Source organism: Enterobacter sp. 6722112, from assembly GCF_058661685.1.
This window is the reverse complement of the sequence record NZ_JBZWGR010000007.1, coordinates 2,288,764-2,310,673: the sequence shown is the minus strand read 5'-3', so window position 1 is coordinate 2,310,673 and position 21,910 is coordinate 2,288,764. Positions and strand designations below refer to the sequence as shown.

Genomic DNA, 21,910 nt, shown 5'->3' with positions numbered 1-21,910 from the left:
AGCGAATGTATAACATCAAGTTTGTCTATCTGTTCCACGAGAACGTCTCGCCAGCGTTGTTTGCGAAAATAATCCGTCCGTCCGTTGCCGGACAGTGGATTATGTCGGTTCCCGACCATTCGCTGCGCTCGCTCTTCACGCGCTACGATCTGCTGCGCACGATCACCGGTGCGAATCCTTATCAGTCCGGGCGCGATACCCGCACGCTGATCGCGCAGGATTTAGAGATGGGCAGAGTGGTTGCCATTGACGAAAGTTTTCGTGACTGGTCATCAGTAACGGAAATTTTTTACATCAATGCCAAAGGGCAACTCCAGGCTGCCTCGCTGGTCGGCCTGGGCTGGTATCCGGTGAGTACGATTGTCGACCGCTACGAAACCATGGTGAGAACGTACGGATCTCGCCCTGCGCCAACGGTACTGCCAAAACAGGTGGTGAAATCTAAAACGGCACAGATGCCGGATGAACCTACTCCGGGCAAGGACGGTAAAACCTATGCCGGGCAGCTTCAGAAGATGACCAAAGCAGAGCGCTGGCAGGCGCGTAAAGATCTGATTGCGAAGGGGAGCAATAGCCTTTATCCGGATGCCCAGATCGCCGCGAAGCGTCTGGCGGCGAATAATATCGCGGTGGAAAAAGCGAAGCTTGCGGAAAATATTTATAAGACTGTGAACCCGCTGGAAACCACACCGGGCGTGCCGGAGGGGTGGACGGATATCAGTAATGACGATGCGCTGTTAGGAAAGTTCGGGCTGAACAAATCAATGCTCTTTGACGATGATACGTCCCCCAATTTTCTGGCGCGCGTCTATCAACCGAAGCCGGAAGTGTTTGGTACAGATATGAACCCCACGCTGGTATTCAGGGGATCGCGCGAGCCTGGTTTCGCCTCTCTGTCTGATAATGTCTCCTCTTTACTGACCAAAGGGGAGCTGGCGCCGGTGGTAAACGGGGCTGACTGGTCGAATAACTTCTCACAGGGCATGGGTATGGCTTCAGATTATTATAAAAAGGCCGTGAGTATCGGTAAGGAGCTGGCAAGGTCAGGCCAGAATATTGATATTGCCGGTCATTCCCTTGGCGGTGGCCTCGCCTCTGCAACCTCTATGGGCAGCGGAAAAGCGGGGTGGACGTTCAACGCCGCCGGCCTGAATGCCGGAACCGTAGAAAAATACGGCGGCAAGATATTAGGCAGTACGGATAATATCCAGGCTTATCGGGTTGAAGGTGAGCTGCTGACGAAGATTCAGGAAGTTAACCCCTGGGAGGATCTGAAAACGATGAAAGGGCATGTCCCTTCGTGGATCCTCAAAGAGGAAATCTCTGCGCTGAGCCCTAATGCTGCCGGAATACCCCACGATCTTCCCGGTGGAACCGGAAGCGCGCTGGACCGCCACGGGATTAATCAGGCGATTGATTGCATAGAGCAACAGAAGGACGAGGATATTTCGATAATCGGGAGTCGATTGTGAAAAAACGGTTGATGGCTTTTGTCGCGTTATGTTTTTTATTCATGATTCAGGGGTGTAAGCAGGATATGGACCTTAATCCACAGGACTACTTCAGCGGTCAGCAGCTTGAACTGGCGAAAGCGATTGAAGAAGGTGATGTCGACGCGGTGAAGACGCTTGCACCAGACAGCGATCTTAATAAACCGGGAAAGCAGGATATGACCCTGCTTTTTTGGGCCATCGGCAACGCGATTAATGATAAAAAAACATCGCCCCATTTAAAGGTGATTACGTTGCTTGTTAAGGCCGGCGCAGATCCGCTCCAGCCTCGACCGCAGGGAAAAAGCAGCCCTGCCGAATTTGCCCTGAAGGGGGACAGCGCAGACTGGATCAACGCTATGCTGGACGGTGGCCTTTCGCCCAATGTGAAAGATAAGGTCTTCCACGAACCCATCATCTTCCAGTCGCTAAAAGCGAAAAATACAGAGACGCTGGAAGCCATGCTCGATAGCGGAGCTGACGTCAATGCAACCAATTCACTGGGTAAAACGCTGGTGTTTGATGCGCTGGATAACCAGGCTTACGATCATGTCTTGTTACTGCTCGATCGTGGAGCGGACCCGTCAGTTAAGGCTAAAAATGGCTGGTCAATGAACAATGCGCTTGCGGACGCGCTGAGTGGACTTGATCGAGGCAGTGAGCAATACGAGAAGTTAAACGAAATAAAAGAGAAACTTATTCAGAAAGGGGGCGTGTGGCCACCTGCGCCGGTTAAGTGATTGCTCAACTTTCATGAAAGCCAGAGATAAGGTTTTTTCCGGAGTTTCCATTAGCCTGCACTCTTTGGATTTATAAAAACGAAAGTTCGTACCTCCAGACAAATCAACCCAGCATTGCATCAATCCAAAACCACCTCGTCGAAATTAGCTTTACGTTCATAAACGTTCCCAGCATAAACCATTACGGAATAAAGATTATGCTCAACCGAATTACCGTCCAGCTCCCGGTTGAGGGGCTGCTTTTCTGGAAACTCTCCGGCCGCGAGGCGATGTCCGAGTCGTTCGCGCTGACGCTGACCCTGCTTGGTACGGACGCGCGCATTGACCGCAGCAAGCTGCTGGGCCAGCCGGTCACGGTGACCATCCCCACGCAGAACCTGCTCACCCCCCGCTATATCAACGGCAAGGTGACGCGCGTGGCGGTGAGCGCCGTGGAGCTGACGGGCACCCGCTACGCGGTGTACCAGCTGACGGTGGAGCCGGACCTGTGGCCGATGAAGCGCGACCGTAACCTGCGTATCTTCCAGGGCCAGACGGTACCGCAGATTGTCAAAACTCTGCTGGGTGAGCATCAGGTTAACCTCGAAGACAAACTTACCGGCAGCTACCGGGTGTGGGACTACTGCGTGCAGTATCAGGAATCGAGCCTGGACTTCATCAGCCGCCTGATGGAGCTGGAGGGGATTGCGTACTACTTCAGCCACGAGGCCGACAAGCATACCCTGGTACTGACCGACGCCGCGACACAGCACCAGCCGTTCAGCGGCTATGAGGTCATTCCTTACCATCAGACGCCGTCCGGCGGCAGTACGGATGAAGAGGGCATCAGCCAGTGGGCGCTGGAGGACAGCGTCACGCCGGGAATTTACAGCCTCGACGACTATGACTTCCGCAAGCCGAACGCGTGGCTGTTCCAGGCGCAGCAGAACCCGGCGTCCCCGAAACCGGGCAGCATCGACGTGTACGACTGGCCGGGCCGCTTTGTGGAGACAGGCCATGCGGAGTTCTACGCCCGAATCCGTCAGGAGCGCTGGCAGGTGGAGCATCAGCAGATTCAGGCGACGGCCACGGCGGCGGGCATTGCGCCGGGCCACATCTTTACCCTGACCAACGCGCCGTTCTTCAGTGACAACGGCGAGTATCTGGTGACGGCGGCGGGTTACCACTTCGAGGAGAACCGCTACGCGAGCGGTGAGGGGGAAACCATTCACCGCACCGATTTCACCGTTATCCCGGCGTCGGTGTCCTACCGTCCGGCGCAGAGCACGGCGTGGCCGCGCACCTACGGCCCGCAGACGGCGAAAGTCGTGGGACCGCAGGGGGAGAGTATCTGGACGGACAAATATGGCCGCGTGAAGGTGAAGTTCCACTGGGACCGTCTGGCGAAGGGCGATGACACCAGCTCCTGCTGGGTGCGCGTGTCGAGCGCCTGGGCGGGCCAGGGCTACGGCGGGGTGCAGATCCCGCGCGTCGGTGATGAGGTGGTGGTGGACTTTATCAACGGCGACCCGGACCGTCCGATTATCACTGGTCGTGTCTATAACGAAGCAAGCATGCCGCCGTGGGCGCTGCCGGCTGCCGCGACGCAGATGGGCTTTATGAGCCGCACGAAAGACGGTTCAGTGGACAACGCCAACGCCCTGCGCTTTGAGGACAAGGCGGGCGCAGAGCAGGTGTGGATCCAGGCCGAGCGTAATCTGGACACCAGCGTCAAGAATGATGAAACGCACAGCGTTGGCGGCGCACGCAGCCATTACGTGAAGAAAAATGAGCTGCATCGCGTGGAGGCTAATCAGATCCAGGCCGTGAAAGGCGGAACCGAGATCCTGACGGGTAAAGGCAAGCTGGATGCGGCGGTAGAGCAGTATGTTATTGCTTCCGGGACGAAGCTGCGGCTGGTCTCGGGCGAGAGTGCTATTGAGCTTAACGCTAACGGCAAAATTAACCTGATCGGCAAAGAGTTCAACTTCTTCGTTGAAGGGGACGGCTATATCACCACGGGCGGCAAGCTGCACCTGAATACGTCGGGCACCCAACCGGGCACAACGGCGCCGGGGTCAGGGCATAAAGGGGATATTGATGCGGCGGTGCAGGAGAAATTTACGCCCCCGGAAGAGTAACCGCTTTCTGTCTGCCGCCGGGTTGTCCGTGGCGGCACGTAAAACCCTTTAGCAATTTTAGACGCGAGTTCACCGATGAAATACACCCTCCAGGAAGGTTCCTTTACCCTTTTTCCTGCCGCCTGGCAGGACAACAGCATGAACATCATTCGCGATGACGAAAGCGGGCTGTCCGTGGTGGTCAGCCGCGGCGTTATCCCGGATGGCAGCGACTACGAACAAGAGTTTCACCGCCAATGGGACGTGCTGCGTCCTCAGATGGGTGAGATCGCCCAGAGCGAATTTCAGCACGTAAAAGCCGGGTCTGCCGGCAACATTGATGGGGTAGAAGTTGAGACCACCTTTGACCGTAACGGCCAGCGCCTGTGGCAAAAACAGCTGGCCGTGCAGACGCCAGGCAAACCGGTACTGATGATTTTTACCCTCTCGGCCTTAAAAGCCTTTACGGAAGAGGACGAGGCGCACTGGAGCGCACTGAAGCAGAGTCTGACGCTAAACGACAACCGGAATGTGTAAGGCATGAGCGATAACAACGCGGCCCGTAAGGGCGACGAGATTATTCACTCCAGCATTTTTGCTGATATTACCAGCATTGTGGCGGAAGGCGCTGCCTATGCGGTGATTGGCGCGGCGGTGGGCGCGGCAGCGACCGTTGCGGCCCCACTGCTGGGAGCCGGGGCAGCAGCAGCAGGCGTGGCGGCAATTGGCTCCAGCTGTCTGTTGAGCGGCATTATTGGTGGGGTTCTGGCGAACGTCGCCGGGATCACCGACGATATCAGCAACGCCGCTGAAGGGCTGGGTAACGCGCTTTTCCCGCCGTCGCCCGCGGGCAAAATCACCACCGGTTCGAGCAATGTTCTGACAAATAAACTTCCCGCTGCGCGCGCCGCCGGGACGTTAACCCCTGCCGATACCCCGTCCCCTGAGCCGCAGTCGCCGGGCAGCTTTGCCGACTACGCGGGTATGCTGCTCTCCGCCGCCGGACAGTTCGGCAGCGAGATGTGGCAGCCGAGCGTCGCCTCTGCCGCCGCAGGGACCTCGCCACTGGAAGAAGACAAGGTGGCGTGTGATAAGCACTCCGGGCCGCAGTATCTGGCGGAAGGCTCGAAAAGCGTCTTCATCAACGGACAGCCTGCGGTGCGCGCAAAAGATCGCACCACCTGCGAGGGCACCGTTTCCGACGACGTATCCCCGAACGTGATCATCGGCGGCGACACGCTCACGGTCCGCGACATCAAAAGCGGCAAAACGCCGGGACTGGCGCTGGGGATGATTGCGCTCTCCCTGCTGCGCGGGCGTCCGGGCAAGATCCTGAAAAACATGCCCTGCGCGCTGGCTGCTGCCGGTGGCGGGATGCTGGCTGATATGGCCGTCAACGCCGTGTTCGGCTCCTCGCACCCGGTTCATGCCGCTACCGGCGTGAAGGTGCTGAATGACGACGACGAACTCGATTTCTCGCTGCCGGGGCGCTTTCCACTGCGCTGGCAGCGCAGCTACAACAGCCTGACCACCCGCGAAGGGCTGTTTGGTCTGGGCTGGGCTACCACCTTTGACAGCTATCTGACGCTGGAAGAAAACAACGCCACCTGGTTCGATGAAACCGGGCGCGAGCTGAGCTTCGAGCTGCCGCCGGTCGACCGCGCGTTTTACAGCATCAGCGAAGGCATTATCATCCGCCGCAATGAGAGCGGCGACGTGGCGATAGCCGACGATGACGGCGCGGTGTGGCGTCTGTATAAACCGACCCGCGCTAACCCCTCCATCCTGCGCCTGGTCTCCCTCAGCGACGAATACGGCAACGCGCTGCTGACTGAATGGGATGAGCACGGGCGGCTGGTCGGTCTGCACGATGAGCCGCGAGCGATCGATGTCACCCTGCGCTATGACGATGAACGTTTCCCGCAGCGCGTTACCTCGGCGAGCCATTTTGACGGCAACCAGACATGGCCGCTGATGCAGTGGAGGTATGACGCGCGCGGCCAGCTGGCCAGCGCAACGGATGCCTCCGGCGTGGTTACCCGTGAATACCGTTATAACGATGATGGCCTGATGGTCTGGCACCGTCTGCCGGGCGGGCTGGAGAGCGAATACCGCTGGCAAAAATTCGACCACTGGCGCGTGGTGGAAAACCGCACCAGCACCGGCGACGGCTGTCGCTTTAGCTACGATTTAGCCGCCGGGCTGACGACCGTCGATCACTACGACGGTCAGACGCGAAAGCACTACTGGAACGCGCAAAACCTGATTGTTCGCTACGTTGACGAGCGCGGTGAGAACTGGCGCTACGAGTGGGATGACAACGAACTCCTCACGCGTCGCATCGATCCGCTGGGTAATGCCGTTACCTTCGTCTATGACGAGATGGGCAACCGGGTGCAGGAGATCGACGCCGACGGCAATACCCGCACCACCACCTGGCTGGAGCACCGTGCGCTTCCGGCGTCCATCATCGAAGCCGACGGTAGCGCCACCCGGTTCCTGTATGACGAACATCACGGGCTGAAACGCGTGGTGGATCCGATGGGGCAGACCTCGCTGCTGCGTCGGGACGAGTTTGGTCAGGTTGTGGAAGAAGTCGATGCCGCCGGGAACAGCCGTTACCAGGAGTACAACGAGGCCGGGCAGAGGGTGCGTGCGACGGACTGTTCGGGCCGTGTGACACAATACCGTTATCATCCGCTGGGCTGGCTGGTGGCTGAGATAAGCGCCGACGGCGAAGAGACGCGTTACCGCTACGACGCCGCGGGGCGTCCGGTGCAGCTCGACCGACCAGAAGGCTGGACCGAGTCGCTCAAATGGAACGAACGTGGTCTGCCGGTGAAGCATGCGGGCGCCGACGGGAAAGAGAGCGAGTTCAGATACGACGAGGCAGGGCGCTTAACCGCCACCCGTAATACGCAGGGTGAAGAGGTGCGTCGCCGCTGGGACAGCCGCGGGCGTCTGATTGCCCTGGAAAACGAAAACGGCGAAGCGTATCAGTTCCGCTGGGGAGCAGACTCGCTGCTGCTGGAAGAGGTGGGGCTGGATGGCGTGGCCTCGCAGTATCGCTACGATGCCTGCGGGCGTACGATAGCGCGCACCTTTGCCGCCGGACATCCGGAGGCCATTACCCATGCCTTCGCCTGGAGCGCGAGCGGCCAGCTGGTCGCCCGCACCACGCCGGAAGGGCAGACCCGCTACCACTACACCCCGTCCGGCTTTCTGAGTCGGATTGGGCTGCATCCCGCGCTTTCAGCCGATGCCTGGAGCGCCGAGGCCGAGCAGGAGCTTGTGTTTGAGTATGACGCGCTCGGGCGCGTCACGCGCGAAACGGGCGAACACGGGGAGCTGGCGTGGGAGTATGACGCGCTGGGTAACCGCACCTCCGTCACGCTGCCCGATGGCCGGGAGCTGAAACAGTTCTACTACGGCAGCGGGCATCTGCTCAGCATCGCGCTTGATAAGCTCTCGGTCTCCGACTTTACCCGCGACGAACTCCACCGTGAAACCAGCCGCACCCAGGGGCTGCTGACCACCCGCAGTGAATACGATCGTCTTGGACGACTGCATCGCCGGGACGTCTTTACCGGCAATGCCCAGCGCCCGTCGCCGCGCCGATGGTCCCGCCGCTGGGATTACGACTATCGCAATAATCTGGTCCGCGAAGAGCGGGACGATAACCCGTTCAGCTGGTACCGCTGGCAGTACGACAGCGCCGGGCGCCTGCTGGTTCAGGACGGCACGCTGCCTGGCCAGGAGCAGTGGCGCTGGGATGCTGCCGGTAACCCGCTCGAAGGCTCGGCTGAGAAGGTCACGCACAACCGTCTGACGCACCTCAACGGCATTCGCTGGCGCTATGACATCCACGGTCGTACCGTGGAGAAGGACAACGGCCAGACCCGCTGGCACTACCGCTATGACGGCGAGCACCGCCTGACGGAGGTCATCAGCCAGCCGCGGGACCGCAACAGGCCGCAGACGCAGGTCAGCTTCCGCTACGATCCGCTCGGGCGACGCATCAGCAAAACGCGACGCCAGATGCTGTTTGGGCAGCCAACCGGTAAGCCAGTCACCACCCGGTTTGTCTGGGAAGGGTTCCGGCTGTTGCAGGAAGTGCACGGGGATGTGCCGCTGACCTACGTCTACAGCGATCAGGACAGCTACGATCCGCTGGCGCGTATTGACGGCGTTGATGCCCCGGAAATCTTCTGGTTCCACTGCCAGCCCAACGGCACGCCGGAGCGGATGACGGATAGCGAAGGGCAGGTGCGCTGGGAAGGGGTGAACAGCGCCTGGGGCAAGCTGCTACGGGAAAGCGAGACGAAGGTATCAGGATATTCCCAGAACCTGCGCATGCAGGGGCAATACCTGGACCGTGAGACAGGGCTGCACTACAATCTGTTCCGGTATTATGACCCGGACTGCGGAAGGTTTACGCAGCAGGACCCGATAGGGCTGGCGGGAGGGATTAACCTTTACCAGTATGCGCCGAATGCGCTGGGGTGGGTGGATCCGTGGGGGTTGAGCCGAAAATGTAAGGATCCTTCTAAAGAAGCGACTCAATGGCAAGGCCCTCATAATAAAGACTATAAAGGAATCGATAGTTACTCGAACAGAACGCTTAAAAAAGGAACAGTCCTTTATGCATTACATCCAAATGGTGATCAGTTACCTTCATATACCGTAACTCATCCTACAGTTAGGCAATATAAAGGTGATTCATTAGGATATCATGAAGCGTTACAGGTGAAACTTAATCCAGATTTCCCATTGCGAACAAAGGTTAGGGCATATTATGTTTCTGAGGATATATTTGTTGCTAGTGGTCGTGCTAATGCGAATCCGCAATACGGAAAAGGTGGAGGGATGCAATTCTATATACCTGAAGAAGCACGTAGTAAATTAATTCCTGGCAAGGTGATAGATATATGAAAAAAATGACATTAAATTTTAAAGATGGAAGCATTAAAATTGATGGCTACTCGATTGAACTTAGTTCTTTTGAAAATTTTACTTCTTCTGAATTTTACAAAGCCCATTCTGAATTCACTAGGATAGGTAAATTTTATTTTGCGAAAGATGATATTGAATGGGAAGGGCAGAACTTTATTGTGGAGTTTAGACCAGCTGTTTTTTCATTTAATTCATCTCTTTTTCTTACAAGTAAAGATGGGGATTTCTATCAAACACTTAAAGATTGGGAACTTAGAGCATCGTTAAAAAACCTTAAAGATGAAGAAAGAAGACTGACAGACTGGATTCAAAATAAACTTTCCAAAGAGAAAATGGTAAAGATAAGTACCCCCCCTTATGGAGTTACATGGAACTTTGAATGGGGTGAGCTAACAGTGCAATCAAATGAAAGATCCTTTGATTGCGGTATATACATAGAATGGAAAGATTAAAATTTAGTATAAATGGAGAATTATAGGGTAGCGCAGCAGACTCCAACAAGGCTTGCGTATGAACAATGCCAGAATTCCCAATCAAGAAACATTGTTCCATGAAAGGCCTTGCAAACCCTAAAATTGAATCTGAAATTATCTCCTTTGTTGAAGTTTCACGATGATAAAAAATATGCCGTGACTTTAGAGCAATACCAAAAAAACTGGCAAGTTCTCCCTGAGCGAAAGTTCGAATGGGAGCCCAACCGGTTTTCTGCCTGCATGTATAGTGTTTATTTTGTTCTACTACTATGCTGAGGCAAAGAAATGGGGGAAGACGACAATGCGGACCAGTGGATCGGGTATAGTAACGGCATCCTTAATCGATCACGGCATGGTCTTTTAGGAGTACAATCAATTCGAGGAAGCGTATAAATATTTTAACGATGCTTATAACTACGGCAAAGAGCGTGCGTTTCAGGATAGACCTAAAAAATATCTAGAGTTCTATCTGCGCAAAAGGGATAAGTTCGTTACTCTATAAAAAAATCAAACATTACGCGTGGATCCGACTACGCCAGGTAGGTCGTATGAATTACCATCAATATGGGCAGAATGGCTTGAAGAAGTAGCGATTCCAGGCTCCGGGAATGTAAGATAGGTTACTATATGAATATCAATAAAGATGACGAACTCCTTGTGATAGTTAAGTATGAAGGAAGATTTTATTGGTTCGTTGCGTTCAAGGAAATGTGGGTCTTAGACAGAGTAAAATGGGTAGAGGATTTTGTGAAAAGTGGGGTGGAAATAAACCTACAGAATACCCATAAGGAAAGATATGACATACCAGTTGTAAATGAAGAAAACGCGCAGATATTCATTGATGATTTAATTAAAGATGGCTATTCATACGATAAGGATGACATTGCTGAGGAGTTTTATAAAAGGCTTTCGCAAAAAACAATTTGGTGGGATATATATGAACTTATGCCGGATTTATTTATAGACTTTGATAATAAAAGATTATATTCGGAATATGTTGAGACTATGCATTATCAAGAATATGTTCCTGATGGTTGGCAAGGTGAACTTGTTGATTTTTGCAGTAATGGATCGTTACCTCAAGATGAAATTTTCTGGATAAAAAATGAAACTGATCATAGAAGCGTTTTGATCGCTAAAGGATAAAATATATTTTCGGCAAACCATTTTTAGACAATGCAATGGTCGATTCAATACGCCAATTTGTGTTTGTGTTAAGCGAGACAAAGCCGTTACCAACCGTTTTGACCATCTTCAACGCTCAGGGTGAAAAACTATTTTGGTCTGCATCTCCTGAAGGTGCTATTTTCTATTACTTAACATTAAACCAGTCAAAGGAAGTGGTTGATGTATGTAATTTTACAGTAATACTAAATGGCTGGCATAATTGGTTTTATTCTTGGGATATGAAGCGTAACGCGTTGTCTAGATCAGGACCTTCGTACTAAATTCACATTTAACATTAAAATTACAGCGACAAGAGTGCCTGAAACTGGCGTACGCAAAGGGGGTATACCTGCTAAAGGTGAGAGACTTGCCTGACCAGCAGAGCGTTTACACCAGCACCCTTTTCAGACGTTAAAATTTGCGACTGCCGACATCATTCTCTTTACCATGTAAAAAAATCCACGCCCAAGCGGGGTTTTTTCCCATTAAAAACAACTCAAAGGTCAAACAAGAAGTTCATCACGTCGCCATCTTTAACGATGTAATCTTTCCCTTCCGCACGCATTTTGCCTGCTTCTTTCGCGCCTTGCTCACCCTTGTAGGTTATGAAGTCTTCAAACGCGATAGTCTGTGCACGAATAAAGCCTTTCTCGAAGTCGGTGTGGATTTTACCGGCCGCCTGAGGCGCAGTCGCACCCACAGGGATGGTCCACGCACTTCTTTTACGCCCGCGGTGAAGTAGGTTTGCAGGCTGAGCATCTCATGGCCCGCGCGGATCACGCGGTTCAGACCCTGCTCGGCCATGAAATCTTCACGATCGGCGTCGTTCATTTCAGCGATATCGGATTCAACCGCGTTCCAAAACGCTACCACTACAGAACCTTTATCGCTTGAAGAGTCTGCTGAGAAGGTCACGCACAACCGCCTGACGCAGCTGAATGGCATTCGCTGGCGCTATGACATCCACGGCCGCACCGTGGAGAAGGATAACGGCCAGACCCGCTGGCACGTATTGACGGCGTTGATGCCCCGGAAATCTTCTGGTTCCACTGCCAGCCCAACGGCACGCCGGAGCGGATGACGGATAGCGAAGGGCAGGTGCGCTGGGAAGGGGTGAACAGCGCCTGGGGCAAACTGCTGCGGGAAAGCGAGACGCAGGTATCAGGATATTCCCAGAACCTGCGTATGCAGGGGCAATACCTGGATCGTGAGACAGGGCTGCACTACAATCTGTTCCGGTATTATGACCCGGACTGCGGAAGGTTTACGCAGCAGGACCCGATAGGGCTGGCGGGGGGATAAACCTTTACCAGTATGCGCCGAATGCGCTGGGTTGGGTGGATCCATTAGGTTTACGATGTGGGCGAACTAATACTTGGAATGATTTTCAGCGGCAGCATAAAGGTCGTTTCAAATCATCAACTGAAGCGGCTTCTGCTTATAACAAATTAGTGAATGAACAATCGCCTTGGCCATTAAATGAGCCTCCTTTAGATGCAACATTAGTCCCAGGGACTCGAGTAAAAATGGCCGTATCTCCAGGCCAGCCAGCGACGAGACCTGGAGGGTTTGCTACATTTGACGATATTCCTAATGCTTCATATGTTAGAAATGAGCTCGCTGTGAAGATGGAATGGAAACCGGATATTGATAGAGTAATAACTTATGAAGTTAAGAAACCATTACCAGTTAAAATTGGTGCAGTTGGACCTCAAGTTGATAAAGGTGCGAATGTATATCTGCCTGGCGGCGGTTCACAAGTCGAAATGGCTGTGCCACCTGCAGAACGCATGAATTATTTGGAAGTTATTGACGAGTCGTTGCTCAAGCCCTAAGTTATAAAATGAGATTAAAATGATTAATAATTTTACCTGTGATAAAGAAAAGAATGAATTGCATTGGATATATAATACACACCAAGTAGCTATCGTTATAGATGATTTAGATCTGGCAATGATAGATGAAAAGAGAAAATTAATTTTTGTATTGAGTAAACCATTACCCTTACCCGTGTTATTAACTGTTTTAAATATTGATGGGACTTTGCTTTCAACATTTGCGCCTCCAGAAGGTGCGTCTTTTTCTTATTTGACATTAAACGATAAAAAAGAGGTTTTGATTGTCTGCTCCTTTTCGGAAAAAATAAATGGTTGGTATGATTGGCATTATTCTTTAGACTTGGATAAAAAAGTGATAACAAGAATGGCGCCATCTTATTAGAATCTGATAAAGCCATTTTAAAGTAAAGTTTTTGTGGATTAATACAATCATAACACTAAACACGAGGCTCATCATATTCTTAGCCATAGCTATCCAGATAATAAACTTTGCTGGCCCGTATTGTCAGCCTTGAAGCGACGGAGAACTTCTGATTCCACGGTTTGCCCAGCGGTACGCTGGAGCTGATAACTTATGTAGAAAGGCAGTAACTCTGGTGCGGCTTCAAGTATTATATTGGTAATGTTTTATCAGAATTGCCAGATGTTACAAGAATAAAAGTCAAGGTAAAATAATGAATAATAAAAACATACAAACAGTTGATCTACTTATCACACATAGTCAAATATTGCTACGATCACGAGACTATGATGAAAAACTGAGCCAGTGGGGCAAAGGTAATGTATCTCAAGGCGCTGTGATTCATAAAGATTATGTTATTTTTGATCCTTTACCTGAGGACGCATTTGGAGCAAACGTAAATATTAAAATAGAAAATACTTTTAATTTAGATGAAAATGCTCAACGCTGCATTGTAGTGCCATTTTTTATTACAGATAAAAATAAGCTTCAGGTGGCTTCTGCGACAGAGAAATTTGACATAAACATAAATGTAACCAACAAAACGTATTCGCTCTATTATGAGATTTGTGAAGGGGATGAAATTTATTACAATTTCACTCTTGTGCCGGAAAAAGACACTGTCACAGCTAAGTTTTTATTAGACGACCCTTGGGGCGGAAAAAAAGATAATCCACTCAAAGAAGGTGTTTTTTAACGTTAATAATAACTAAATAAGAACGAAAAAAAATCCACGCCAAAGCGTGGATTTTTTTCATTCAAAACAAATCAAACATTAAACAAGAAGTTCATCACGTCGCCATCTTTAACGATGTAATCTTTCCCTTCCGCACGCATCTTGCCTGCTTCTTTCGCGCCTTGCTCACCCTTGTAGGTTATGAAGTCTTCAAACGCGATAGTCTGCGCACGAATGAAGCCTTTCTCGAAGTCGGTGTGGATCTTACCGGCCGCCTGAGGCGCGGTCGCACCGACAGGGATGGTCCACGCACGCACTTCTTTTACACCAGCGGTGAAGTAGGTTTGCAGGTTCAGCAGCTCATAGCCCGCGCGGATCACGCGGTTCAGGCCCGGCTCTTCCAGACCCAGCTCGGCCATGAACTCTTCGCGGTCGGCGTCGTCCAGCTCTGCAATATCAGATTCAACGGCAGCGCAAACCGCTACCACTACAGAGCCTTCAGCCGCAGCGATTTCACGCACTTTGTCCAGATACGGGTTGTTCTCGAAACCGTCTTCGTTAACGTTGGCGATGTACATGGTAGGCTTCAGGGTCAGGAAGCTCAGGTATTTGATCGCCGCTTTGTCTTCGTCAGTCAGGTTTTTCAGCGCGCGCAGCATGCCCGCGTTTTCCAGCTGTGGCAGACATTTTTCCAGCGCAGCCAGTTCCGCTTTCGCGTCTTTGTCGCCGCCTTTGGCTTTCTTCTGCACGCGGTGAATGGCGCGCTCGCAGGTGTCGAGGTCAGAGAGGGCCAGCTCGGTGTTGATGACGTCGATGTCGTCAGCTGGATCCACTTTGTTGTTAACGTGGATAATGTTGTCGTTCTCGAAGCAGCGCACAACGTGGCCGATCGCTTCGGTTTCACGGATGTTGGTCAGGAACTGGTTGCCCAGGCCTTCACCTTTGGATGCGCCTTTTACCAGGCCCGCGATGTCCACGAACTCCATGGTGGTTGGCAGAATGCGCTGCGGCTTCACGATTTCCGCGAGCTGGTCCAGACGCGGATCGGGCATAGGAACAACACCGGTGTTCGGCTCGATGGTACAGAACGGGAAGTTCGCCGCTTCAATACCTGCTTTGGTGAGCGCGTTGAACAGGGTGGATTTGCCCACGTTTGGCAGACCGACGATACCGCATTTGAATCCCATTTCTAAATCACCTTAATATCTTGATAATCAATCCGTTAACGATAACCGATTGAAGAAAAGTAAATAACTACGCCTATTATACACGTAACCCGCGCGACGCGCGGTAAAAAAGCCCCAGGGCGCCGATTATTGCGCTTTGAAAGCGTGCAGTCGATTGGTGGCTTTCGTCAGGCCATCCTGAAGCCAAATCTCGGTGCAGCGGGCCGCTTCGTCCACCGCTTCGTCAATCAACTTCTGCTCAGAAACCGGGGGTTTACCCAGTACGAAACCAACAACTTTGTTTTTATCGCCCGGATGGCCGATTCCCACGCGCAAACGGTGGAAATTAGGGTTATTACCCAGTTTGCTGATGATGTCTTTCAGACCATTATGGCCGCCATGACCGCCGCCCAGTTTGAACTTCGCCACGCCTGGCGGCAGGTCCAGTTCGTCGTGGGCCACCAGGATCTCATCCGGATTGATGCGATAAAACGTTGCCATGGCCGCCACGGCTTTGCCGCTCAGGTTCATAAAGGTGGTTGGCACCAGCAACCGCACGTCAGCACCCGCAAGATTGATGCGTGAGGTATACCCGTAAAACTTGGGTTCTTCACGCAGGGGAGCGCGCAAACGCTCCGCCAGCAGATCAACATACCAGGCGCCGGCGTTATGGCGGGTAGCGGCATACTCTGCGCCCGGATTGGCGAGGCCGACAATCAGTTTAATCGTCACGATTTACTTCCTAATGGGTTCCAGATCTGGCGCGTAGTTTACTGTCTGGCGCGCCGCTTGACAAAGTTCTGCCTGCTGTACACCGAAATGCGAATAATTTCCTCTTTGAACAATTAGAATTTCAAGCTGTTCAATGTCTTATTTGTAAATTTTTGTCCGGGAGTTATCAGTAAATGTGATCATTCACGCAACTCATATAAGAGGCGTTGTCTATACTTTACACACAAGGAGAAGGGGCTTTTCCCCTGACAACCCAAAGTTCCGGAGGTGACATATGAAACGCAAAAACGCTTCAATGCTCGGTAACGTGCTAATGGGGTTGGGACTGTTCGTGATGGTCGCCGGTGTCGGTTATTCAATCTTAAACCAATTACCGCAGCTTGACCTCCCACAATACTTTGCGCATGGCGCGGTGCTGAGTATCTTCCTTGGTGCGGTATTGTGGCTCGCCGGGGCGCGCGTGAGCGGACATGAGGAAGTCTGCGATAAATACTGGTGGGTGCGCCATTACGATAAACGATGCCGCCGCGACCAGCGCAAGCATAGCTAGTGCCCCATAAAGAACACCGAAACGACTTCATCTGAAGTCGTTTTTTTTGCATGACGCATTGACCCTCACGTAACGTAAGGCTTCAGAGTAACGACACTGGCAGAACAAAAGGAGCCGTTATGTTGATACAGGTGGGTGAACTGGCGAAACGTGCCGGGATCACCGTGCGGACTTTGCATCACTACGAGCAAACAGGGCTGTTGTTACCTTCTGCCAGAAGCGCGGCAGGCTACCGGCTTTATAACCTGGCGGATGTGCAGCGTCTGCATATGATCCAGGCGCTGGCAAAAGCCGGACTGGAGCTTGCCGAAATCAGGGATTTTCTGGAACAGCGTTCGCTGTCATTAGCCGAATTACTCGACGGGCAAATCACTCTGCTGGACAAGCAACTGCGTAGCATCCATACGCTGCGCAACCGGCTGGTGGAATTGCGTACCGGGCTGACCGACGATGCGACGCCGGATCTGGAATCCTGGCTACAGACTCTGGAGTTAATGAATATGTACGATCGCTGGTTTAGCAAAGAAGAGTTGCAGCAACTACCGTTTGCGGTAGAGAAAGAGGCGCTGGCGGATATCTGGTCGGGTCTGGTGACGGAGGTTAAACACTTGCTGGAACAGAACGTCAGCGTCACGGACGCGCGGGCGACCGATTTGGCTTCACGGTGGATGGAACGCCTGGAGCAGGATACCGCAGGCAAACCGGAATTTTTGACCCGTCTGAACGAGATGCACAGCGTGGAGCCGCAGATGCAGGAGCAAACCGGCATTACGCCGGAGATAACTGATTACATCACGCGGGCGTTTGCCGAATCAAAGCTCAGCATCTGGGAGAAATATCTCACTGCCGAAGAGATGGCCTTTACCCGGGCGCACTACTTTGACCGGATGATGGAGTGGCCGCCGCTGGTGGCGAAGCTGCATCAGGCGCAGCAGGATAATCTCAGTCCCGCTTCTGACGATGCGCAAAAGCTGGCAGAAAAGTGGCTGGTTTTATTCCAGTCCTATGCAGGAACAAACCCGCAGACCCAGCAAAAATTTCGCCTCGCCATGCAGCAGGAGCCGCATCTGATGAAAGGCACGTGGATGACGCCTGCCGTGCTTGAATGGCTCCAGCAGGCGATCGGGGTGATGATGCAAAGACGAGTCTCTGCATCAGATGACTCACAGATCCGCTAACGCAGCTTCACGGTTAGGGTAGAAGGACAATCGGCCAGGGATCGGCTGCACGCCCGCGCGCGCCATGGTGCGCAGGGGCTGGAATTCAAGGTTACTTATCCGCAGCTCGCAGCCTTCCGGCAGGCGGGCAACAAAGCGCTGGAAGGCATCCAGACCGCCGGCATCCAGCACCGGGACGGCATCCCACTTCAGCACCACAATCCGTTTGCCCGCGATGCGGGATTCCAAATCGCTGAACAAACCTTCCGCTGCGGCGAAGAACAGCGGACCAATCACGCGCAGCACCAGCACATCGTCAGGCACCTCAACGTTAACCGGGGAGAGACGCGTCATCTGCGCGATGCGGCGCATAAACAGCAGCGAGGCCAGCACAATGCCGACGCTGATGGCGATAACCATATCGAACAGCACGGTCAGCGACATGCAGATCAGCATCACGATAATGTCGTCTTTCGGCGCACGGCGCAGCAGGTTAACCACCTTATGCGCCTCACTCATGTTCCAGGCCACCATCAGCAGCAACGCAGCCATGGCAGAGAGTGGAAGCCATGAAAGCAGCGGGGCAAGGATAAGCAGCGCCATGATCACCAGCAGGGAGTGAATGACCGCCGAAACCGGTGATGTCGCGCCCGCACGTACGTTCGCGGCGGAACGGGCAATCGCAGCCGTAGCGGTAATACCGCCGAAGAACGGTGCAACGATGTTCCCTATGCCCTGGCCGACCAGCTCGCTGTTGGCTTTGTGCTTAGTTCCGGTCATGCCGTCGAGCACGACGGCGCAGAGCAGGGATTCAATCGCGCCCAGCATAGCCATGGAGAACGCGGCAGGCAGCAGAGCGCGAAGGGAATCCCAGCTTAGGGTGAAGCTTGAGCCCGGCATGTCCCACGGCAGAACCAGCTGCGGCAGCAGCTGCGGAATGCCGCTGCCCTGTGAGCCGTCCGCCAGAATATAGTGGAACTGGGAGCCAATGGTGGCGACCTGTCCACCGAGCAGGTTGACAACGCCCATCACCGCGCAGCCCAGCAGCAGAGCGGGCAGATGCCCCGGGAGACGAATGCCTAAGCGAGGCCAGACGATAAGTGTGCCGAGGGTAACGATGCCAATGGCTGCATCGCCCAGGTTGGCCGTCGGCAACGCCATAAACAGCGCGCCCACTTTCTGTAAATAGTGCTCCGGAACATGGGCCATTTGCAGGCCGAGGAAATCCTTAATCTGCATGGTCCCGATGGTAATCCCAATCCCCGAGGTGAACCCCAGCGTTACGGAAAGGGGAATATATTCAATCAGGCGACCAAAGCGGGCCAGACCAAACAGAATTAAAAAGATGCCGGACATTAGGGTGGCAACCAGCAGGCCTGCCAGACCAAACTGTTGGGAAACCGGGTAGAGGATCACCACAAAGGCGGCAGTCGGGCCGGAGACGCTGAAGCGGGACCCGCCCGTCAGCGCAATCACAATCCCCGCAACGGCCGAGGTGTACAGCCCGTACTGCGGCGCGACGCCGCTACCAATCGCCAGCGCCATCGCCAGCGGGATGGCAATAATCCCGACGGTGATCCCGGCTATCAGGTCACGAACAAAGCGTGACGATGTGTATTTCTCTTTCCAGCAGGCGTCGATGAGGGCGCGAAAGGGCAGAACATGTGAGGAGGTTACGTTTTTCACAATTATCTATCATCCGTGTGCGCATCATCTGTCATGTGAATGGCAGGTGAAGGAGGCATAAGTCATACAAATAAATACTATAAACAAAAAAACCCGCCGTAGCGGGTTTTTTGGCCGTGTTCGATCAGTGTTCGAACATTGCAGAGATCGATTCTTCGTTGCTGATACGACGAATCGCTTCGGCCAGCATCCCGGACAGAGTCAACGTACGCACGTTTGGCAGCGCTTTGATCTCGTCGCTCAGTGGAATGGTATCGCACACCACAACTTCGTCAATGACGGAGTTACGGAGGTTGTTTACCGCATTGCCGGAGAAGATCGGGTGAGTGGCGTAAGCGAATACGCGTTTCGCACCACGCTCTTTCAGCGCTTCAGCGGCTTTACACAGCGTACCGCCGGTATCGATCATGTCGTCCACCAACACGCAGTCGCGGCCAGCCACGTCACCGATGATGTGCATCACCTGAGAAACGTTAGCGCGCGGACGGCGTTTGTCGATGATCGCCATGTCGGTATCGTTCAGCAGCTTCGCGATAGCACGAGCACGTACCACGCCGCCGATGTCCGGAGAAACCACAATCGGGTTGTCCAGATTCAGTTGCAGCATGTCTTCCAGCAGGATTGGGCTGCCGAATACGTTATCAACCGGCACGTCGAAGAAGCCCTGGATCTGCTCTGCGTGCAGGTCAACCGTCAGTACGCGGTCAACGCCGACGCTGGACAGGAAGTCAGCGACAACTTTAGCGGTGATTGGCACACGCGCGGAACGGACGCGACGGTCCTGACGTGCATAGCCAAAGTAAGGAATAACAGCAGTGATACGGCCAGCAGAAGCACGACGCAGCGCGTCGACCATAACAACCAATTCCATCAGGTTGTCATTCGTTGGAGCACAGGTGGACTGGATGATGAAAATATCACCACCGCGTACATTTTCGTTAATTTGTACGCTGACTTCGCCGTCGCTAAAGCGACCTACAGCGGCGTCGCCGAGGGAAGTGTACAGGCGGTTGGCAATACGTTGTGCTAGTTCCGGGGTGGCGTTACCAGCAAAAAGCTTCATATCAGGCACGAGAAGAACCTCAGGCATGCGTCCAGTGGTGGATAGCGTTCGCCGCAAACTGCGGGGCCTAAGCAAACGCTATCCAGGCGGTGTATTAAAGAGCGCGATGCAACGTCTGGAACAGGGTGACGTTGTCACCGAAACTCAGTCTGCGCCAGAATGGCCTGCTGTAGGGGGGAGGTGTTCATCCCGCGTGCTACAAAACCATGCAGCCAAACCGGCGCTTGCTCAAGCACCTGACGGGCGGCGGTTTCGGTGTCAAATTCAGCAAAGACACAGGCCCCTGTACCGGTCAGGCGCGACGGCGCGTATTCTAACAGCCAGGAAAGCACCGCATCAACCTCGCGAAAACGTTTTCTTGCGATATCCTCGCAATCGTTGCTGAATTCACAATTTAATAACGTTTTTATTGACCGTGCCGGGGTATTTCTTTTCAGGTCAGGATCTTTAAAGATGACCGGGGTAGGAATGCTCACGCCGGGGTGAACGATCAGATACCATTTTTCCGGCGGATCGACCGGCGTGAGGATTTCACCGACACCTTCAGCGAACGCCGCGTGGCCGCGCACAAACACCGGTACATCGGCGCCCAGCGTCAACCCTAACGCTGCCAGTTCGTCCGTCGTCAGACCGCAGCCCCAGAGGTGGTTAAGCGCCACCAGTACGGTCGCGGCGTTTGATGAGCCGCCGCCAAGACCGCCGCCCATCGGCAGGCGTTTGTCGATACGGATATCCGCACCGCTTCCCGCCGGCAGACGACCCGACGTCGACGCCGTTTTCATTAGCAGGCGGGCAGCGCGCACGATCAGGTTATCGTCATGCGCCACGCCGTCGACCGGCGTCAGCAGGCAAATCTGCCCGTCCTGACGCGGTTCGATGGAGATGGTGTCGCCGTAATCGACAAACTGAAACAGCGTTTGCAGGGTGTGATAGCCGTCAGCGCGCTGCCCGGTAATGTAGAGAAACAGGTTCAGTTTTGCGGGAGAGGGCCAGTGGGTCATCATTTAACGATCCAGTTGTCCATTTTCAGCTTGATACGCTGGCTACCCTGCGTCAGCTCCATATTGGACGGCAGCGACGGTTGCGTCTTGCTGTCATACGCGCTGTACACCACTTTCCAGGTTTTACCGCCCTGGGTGTAGTTCACCTGGCTCAGACGGTATTGATCGTCGAGCGTATAGTCGGTTGCGTCACCCGGCAGGCCGAGGATCCACTGGCGCAGACTATTGAGCGGAATCGGCATTCCGGTCAGCTTGCCAATCATCTCTTCGGCGTCGGTTGCCGTGTAATGCTGGCCTTTGTTATCGGTGATCTGCGCTTCGCCAGGCTTCGCGTTAAGCTCCAGCTCGGTGCTGCCCAGCGGGTTCAGCAGCAGCAGGCGATAGTTGTCCTGACCCGTTTGCTGCCAGAAGAAGCGAGCGTAAACTTTTTGTTCGTCAGAGAGATAAGCAAATGCACCGCGGGTCTGGTACTGGCTTAATTTCAGCACGTCCTGCTGGTGCTGACGCCACTGCGGTGAGTCAGGGCTTTTGCCCGGGCCTTTCGGCTGATGAACGGAACAGGCGGTCAGAACCAGGGCCGCCAGAGGCAGCAGGCGAATCATTCGGGTCATAATGATGACAAATCCTTGAGATACGTTGCAGTTATAACTGTTAATGCT

General features: G+C 53.6%; 17 protein-coding genes and 2 pseudogenes. 12 read left to right on the top strand and 7 right to left on the bottom strand.

Going from position 1 to position 21,910, the window contains the following annotated elements:
• Nucleotides 1-5: 5 nt before the first annotated feature.
• From AC4OVU_RS12555 to AC4OVU_RS12525, 7 genes are all read left to right on the top strand, one after another.
• Nucleotides 6-1,472: a Tle-like phospholipase domain-containing protein gene (locus AC4OVU_RS12555; RefSeq protein WP_033486834.1), complete on the top strand. Its 1,467-nt coding sequence runs from the start codon at nt 6-8 to the stop codon at nt 1,470-1,472.
• A gap of 11 nt (nt 1,473-1,483) precedes the next feature.
• Entirely contained in the window at nt 1,484-2,230 is a 747-nt protein-coding gene (locus AC4OVU_RS12550) for an ankyrin repeat domain-containing protein (RefSeq protein WP_491928802.1), read from the top strand.
• Nucleotides 2,231-2,427: 197 nt separating this feature from the next.
• The gene (locus AC4OVU_RS12545; protein ID WP_045338153.1) at nt 2,428-4,350 is read left to right on the top strand and encodes a type VI secretion system Vgr family protein; all 1,923 of its coding nucleotides are present in this window, start codon (nt 2,428-2,430) and stop codon (nt 4,348-4,350) included.
• Nucleotides 4,351-4,425: 75 nt separating this feature from the next.
• Nucleotides 4,426-4,866: a DcrB-related protein gene (locus AC4OVU_RS12540; RefSeq protein ID WP_491928693.1), complete on the top strand. Its 441-nt coding sequence runs from the start codon at nt 4,426-4,428 to the stop codon at nt 4,864-4,866.
• A gap of 3 nt (nt 4,867-4,869) precedes the next feature.
• Nucleotides 4,870-9,261 (top strand): RHS repeat-associated core domain-containing protein, encoded by a 4,392-nt coding sequence (locus tag AC4OVU_RS12535; RefSeq protein ID WP_110292850.1) that lies wholly within the window; start codon nt 4,870-4,872, stop codon nt 9,259-9,261.
• Entirely contained in the window at nt 9,258-9,734 is a 477-nt protein-coding gene (locus AC4OVU_RS12530) for a hypothetical protein (RefSeq protein WP_015570344.1), read from the top strand. Before AC4OVU_RS12535 ends, AC4OVU_RS12530 begins: the two co-directional genes overlap by 4 nt.
• A 648-nt stretch (nt 9,735-10,382) precedes the next feature.
• Nucleotides 10,383-10,901, top strand: a complete 519-nt coding sequence (locus tag AC4OVU_RS12525; RefSeq protein ID WP_045340626.1) for a hypothetical protein — start codon at nt 10,383-10,385, stop codon at nt 10,899-10,901.
• A gap of 517 nt (nt 10,902-11,418) precedes the next feature.
• Here AC4OVU_RS12525 and AC4OVU_RS12520 read toward each other — a convergent pair.
• Nucleotides 11,419-11,816, bottom strand: a pseudogene (locus AC4OVU_RS12520) (DUF933 domain-containing protein); the annotation flags it as partial.
• On the opposite strand from AC4OVU_RS12520, the pseudogene AC4OVU_RS12515 reads away from it, so the two are divergent.
• The 3 genes and pseudogenes from AC4OVU_RS12515 to comJ form a co-directional block, all read left to right on the top strand.
• Nucleotides 11,812-12,757: pseudogene (locus AC4OVU_RS12515) on the top strand (RHS repeat domain-containing protein); the annotation flags it as partial. The pseudogenes AC4OVU_RS12520 and AC4OVU_RS12515 sit on opposite strands and share 5 nt — an antisense overlap.
• 19 nt (nt 12,758-12,776) lie before the next feature.
• A complete protein-coding gene (locus AC4OVU_RS12510) occupies nt 12,777-13,142 on the top strand; it encodes a hypothetical protein (protein WP_032634362.1) in 366 nt (121 codons plus the stop codon).
• A gap of 292 nt (nt 13,143-13,434) precedes the next feature.
• The gene (gene comJ / locus AC4OVU_RS12505) at nt 13,435-13,917 is read left to right on the top strand and encodes a competence protein ComJ (RefSeq protein ID WP_023303862.1); all 483 of its coding nucleotides are present in this window, start codon (nt 13,435-13,437) and stop codon (nt 13,915-13,917) included.
• A gap of 71 nt (nt 13,918-13,988) precedes the next feature.
• On the opposite strand, the gene ychF is transcribed toward comJ, so the two are convergent.
• Entirely contained in the window at nt 13,989-15,083 is a 1,095-nt protein-coding gene (gene ychF / locus AC4OVU_RS12500; RefSeq protein WP_003856650.1) for a redox-regulated ATPase YchF, read from the bottom strand.
• A 126-nt stretch (nt 15,084-15,209) separates the two neighbouring features.
• Entirely contained in the window at nt 15,210-15,794 is a 585-nt protein-coding gene (pth, locus tag AC4OVU_RS12495) for an aminoacyl-tRNA hydrolase (RefSeq protein ID WP_006810922.1), read from the bottom strand.
• Nucleotides 15,795-16,068: 274 nt separating this feature from the next.
• Here pth and ychH point away from each other — a divergent pair, with 274 nt between their 5' ends.
• Nucleotides 16,069-16,344, top strand: a complete 276-nt coding sequence (ychH, locus tag AC4OVU_RS12490; RefSeq protein ID WP_003856655.1) for a stress-induced protein YchH — start codon at nt 16,069-16,071, stop codon at nt 16,342-16,344.
• A 119-nt stretch (nt 16,345-16,463) separates the two neighbouring features.
• On the top strand, nt 16,464-17,522 hold the full coding sequence (locus tag AC4OVU_RS12485; protein ID WP_023296767.1) for a MerR family transcriptional regulator: 1,059 nt from the start codon (nt 16,464-16,466) through the stop codon (nt 17,520-17,522).
• On the opposite strand, the gene dauA is transcribed toward AC4OVU_RS12485, so the two are convergent.
• The 4 genes from dauA to lolB form a co-directional block, all read right to left on the bottom strand.
• On the bottom strand, nt 17,508-19,187 hold the full coding sequence (dauA, locus tag AC4OVU_RS12480) for a C4-dicarboxylic acid transporter DauA (protein WP_023303860.1): 1,680 nt from the start codon (nt 19,185-19,187) through the stop codon (nt 17,508-17,510). The two genes, AC4OVU_RS12485 and dauA, sit on opposite strands and share 15 nt — an antisense overlap.
• 124 nt (nt 19,188-19,311) lie before the next feature.
• Entirely contained in the window at nt 19,312-20,259 is a 948-nt protein-coding gene (prs, locus tag AC4OVU_RS12475) for a ribose-phosphate diphosphokinase (RefSeq protein WP_003856663.1), read from the bottom strand.
• Nucleotides 20,260-20,384: 125 nt separating this feature from the next.
• The gene (gene ispE / locus AC4OVU_RS12470) at nt 20,385-21,254 is read right to left on the bottom strand and encodes a 4-(cytidine 5'-diphospho)-2-C-methyl-D-erythritol kinase (protein ID WP_017693293.1); all 870 of its coding nucleotides are present in this window, start codon (nt 21,252-21,254) and stop codon (nt 20,385-20,387) included.
• A complete protein-coding gene (gene lolB / locus AC4OVU_RS12465; protein ID WP_003856665.1) occupies nt 21,251-21,862 on the bottom strand; it encodes a lipoprotein insertase outer membrane protein LolB in 612 nt (203 codons plus the stop codon). Before lolB ends, ispE begins: the two co-directional genes overlap by 4 nt.
• Between the last annotated feature and the right edge of the window lie 48 nt (nt 21,863-21,910).

Excerpts from the sequence above, each read along its gene's own strand:
- ispE (WP_017693293.1), bottom strand. The coding sequence starts at position 21,254 with ATGATGACCCACTGGCCCTCTCCCGCAAAACTGAACCTGTTTCTCTAC.
- AC4OVU_RS12530 (WP_015570344.1), top strand. The coding sequence starts at position 9,258 with ATGAAAAAAATGACATTAAATTTTAAAGATGGAAGCATTAAAATTGAT.
- AC4OVU_RS12545 (WP_045338153.1), top strand. The coding sequence starts at position 2,428 with ATGCTCAACCGAATTACCGTCCAGCTCCCGGTTGAGGGGCTGCTTTTC.
- AC4OVU_RS12525 (WP_045340626.1), top strand. The coding sequence starts at position 10,383 with ATGAATATCAATAAAGATGACGAACTCCTTGTGATAGTTAAGTATGAA.
- lolB (WP_003856665.1), bottom strand. The coding sequence starts at position 21,862 with ATGACCCGAATGATTCGCCTGCTGCCTCTGGCGGCCCTGGTTCTGACC.
- ychH (WP_003856655.1), top strand. The coding sequence starts at position 16,069 with ATGAAACGCAAAAACGCTTCAATGCTCGGTAACGTGCTAATGGGGTTG.
- ychF (WP_003856650.1), bottom strand. The coding sequence starts at position 15,083 with ATGGGATTCAAATGCGGTATCGTCGGTCTGCCAAACGTGGGCAAATCC.
- AC4OVU_RS12550 (WP_491928802.1), top strand. The coding sequence starts at position 1,484 with ATGGCTTTTGTCGCGTTATGTTTTTTATTCATGATTCAGGGGTGTAAG.
- AC4OVU_RS12555 (WP_033486834.1), top strand. The coding sequence starts at position 6 with ATGTATAACATCAAGTTTGTCTATCTGTTCCACGAGAACGTCTCGCCA.
- comJ (WP_023303862.1), top strand. The coding sequence starts at position 13,435 with ATGAATAATAAAAACATACAAACAGTTGATCTACTTATCACACATAGT.
- AC4OVU_RS12535 (WP_110292850.1), top strand. The coding sequence starts at position 4,870 with ATGAGCGATAACAACGCGGCCCGTAAGGGCGACGAGATTATTCACTCC.
- AC4OVU_RS12540 (WP_491928693.1), top strand. The coding sequence starts at position 4,426 with ATGAAATACACCCTCCAGGAAGGTTCCTTTACCCTTTTTCCTGCCGCC.
- AC4OVU_RS12485 (WP_023296767.1), top strand. The coding sequence starts at position 16,464 with ATGTTGATACAGGTGGGTGAACTGGCGAAACGTGCCGGGATCACCGTG.
- AC4OVU_RS12510 (WP_032634362.1), top strand. The coding sequence starts at position 12,777 with ATGATTAATAATTTTACCTGTGATAAAGAAAAGAATGAATTGCATTGG.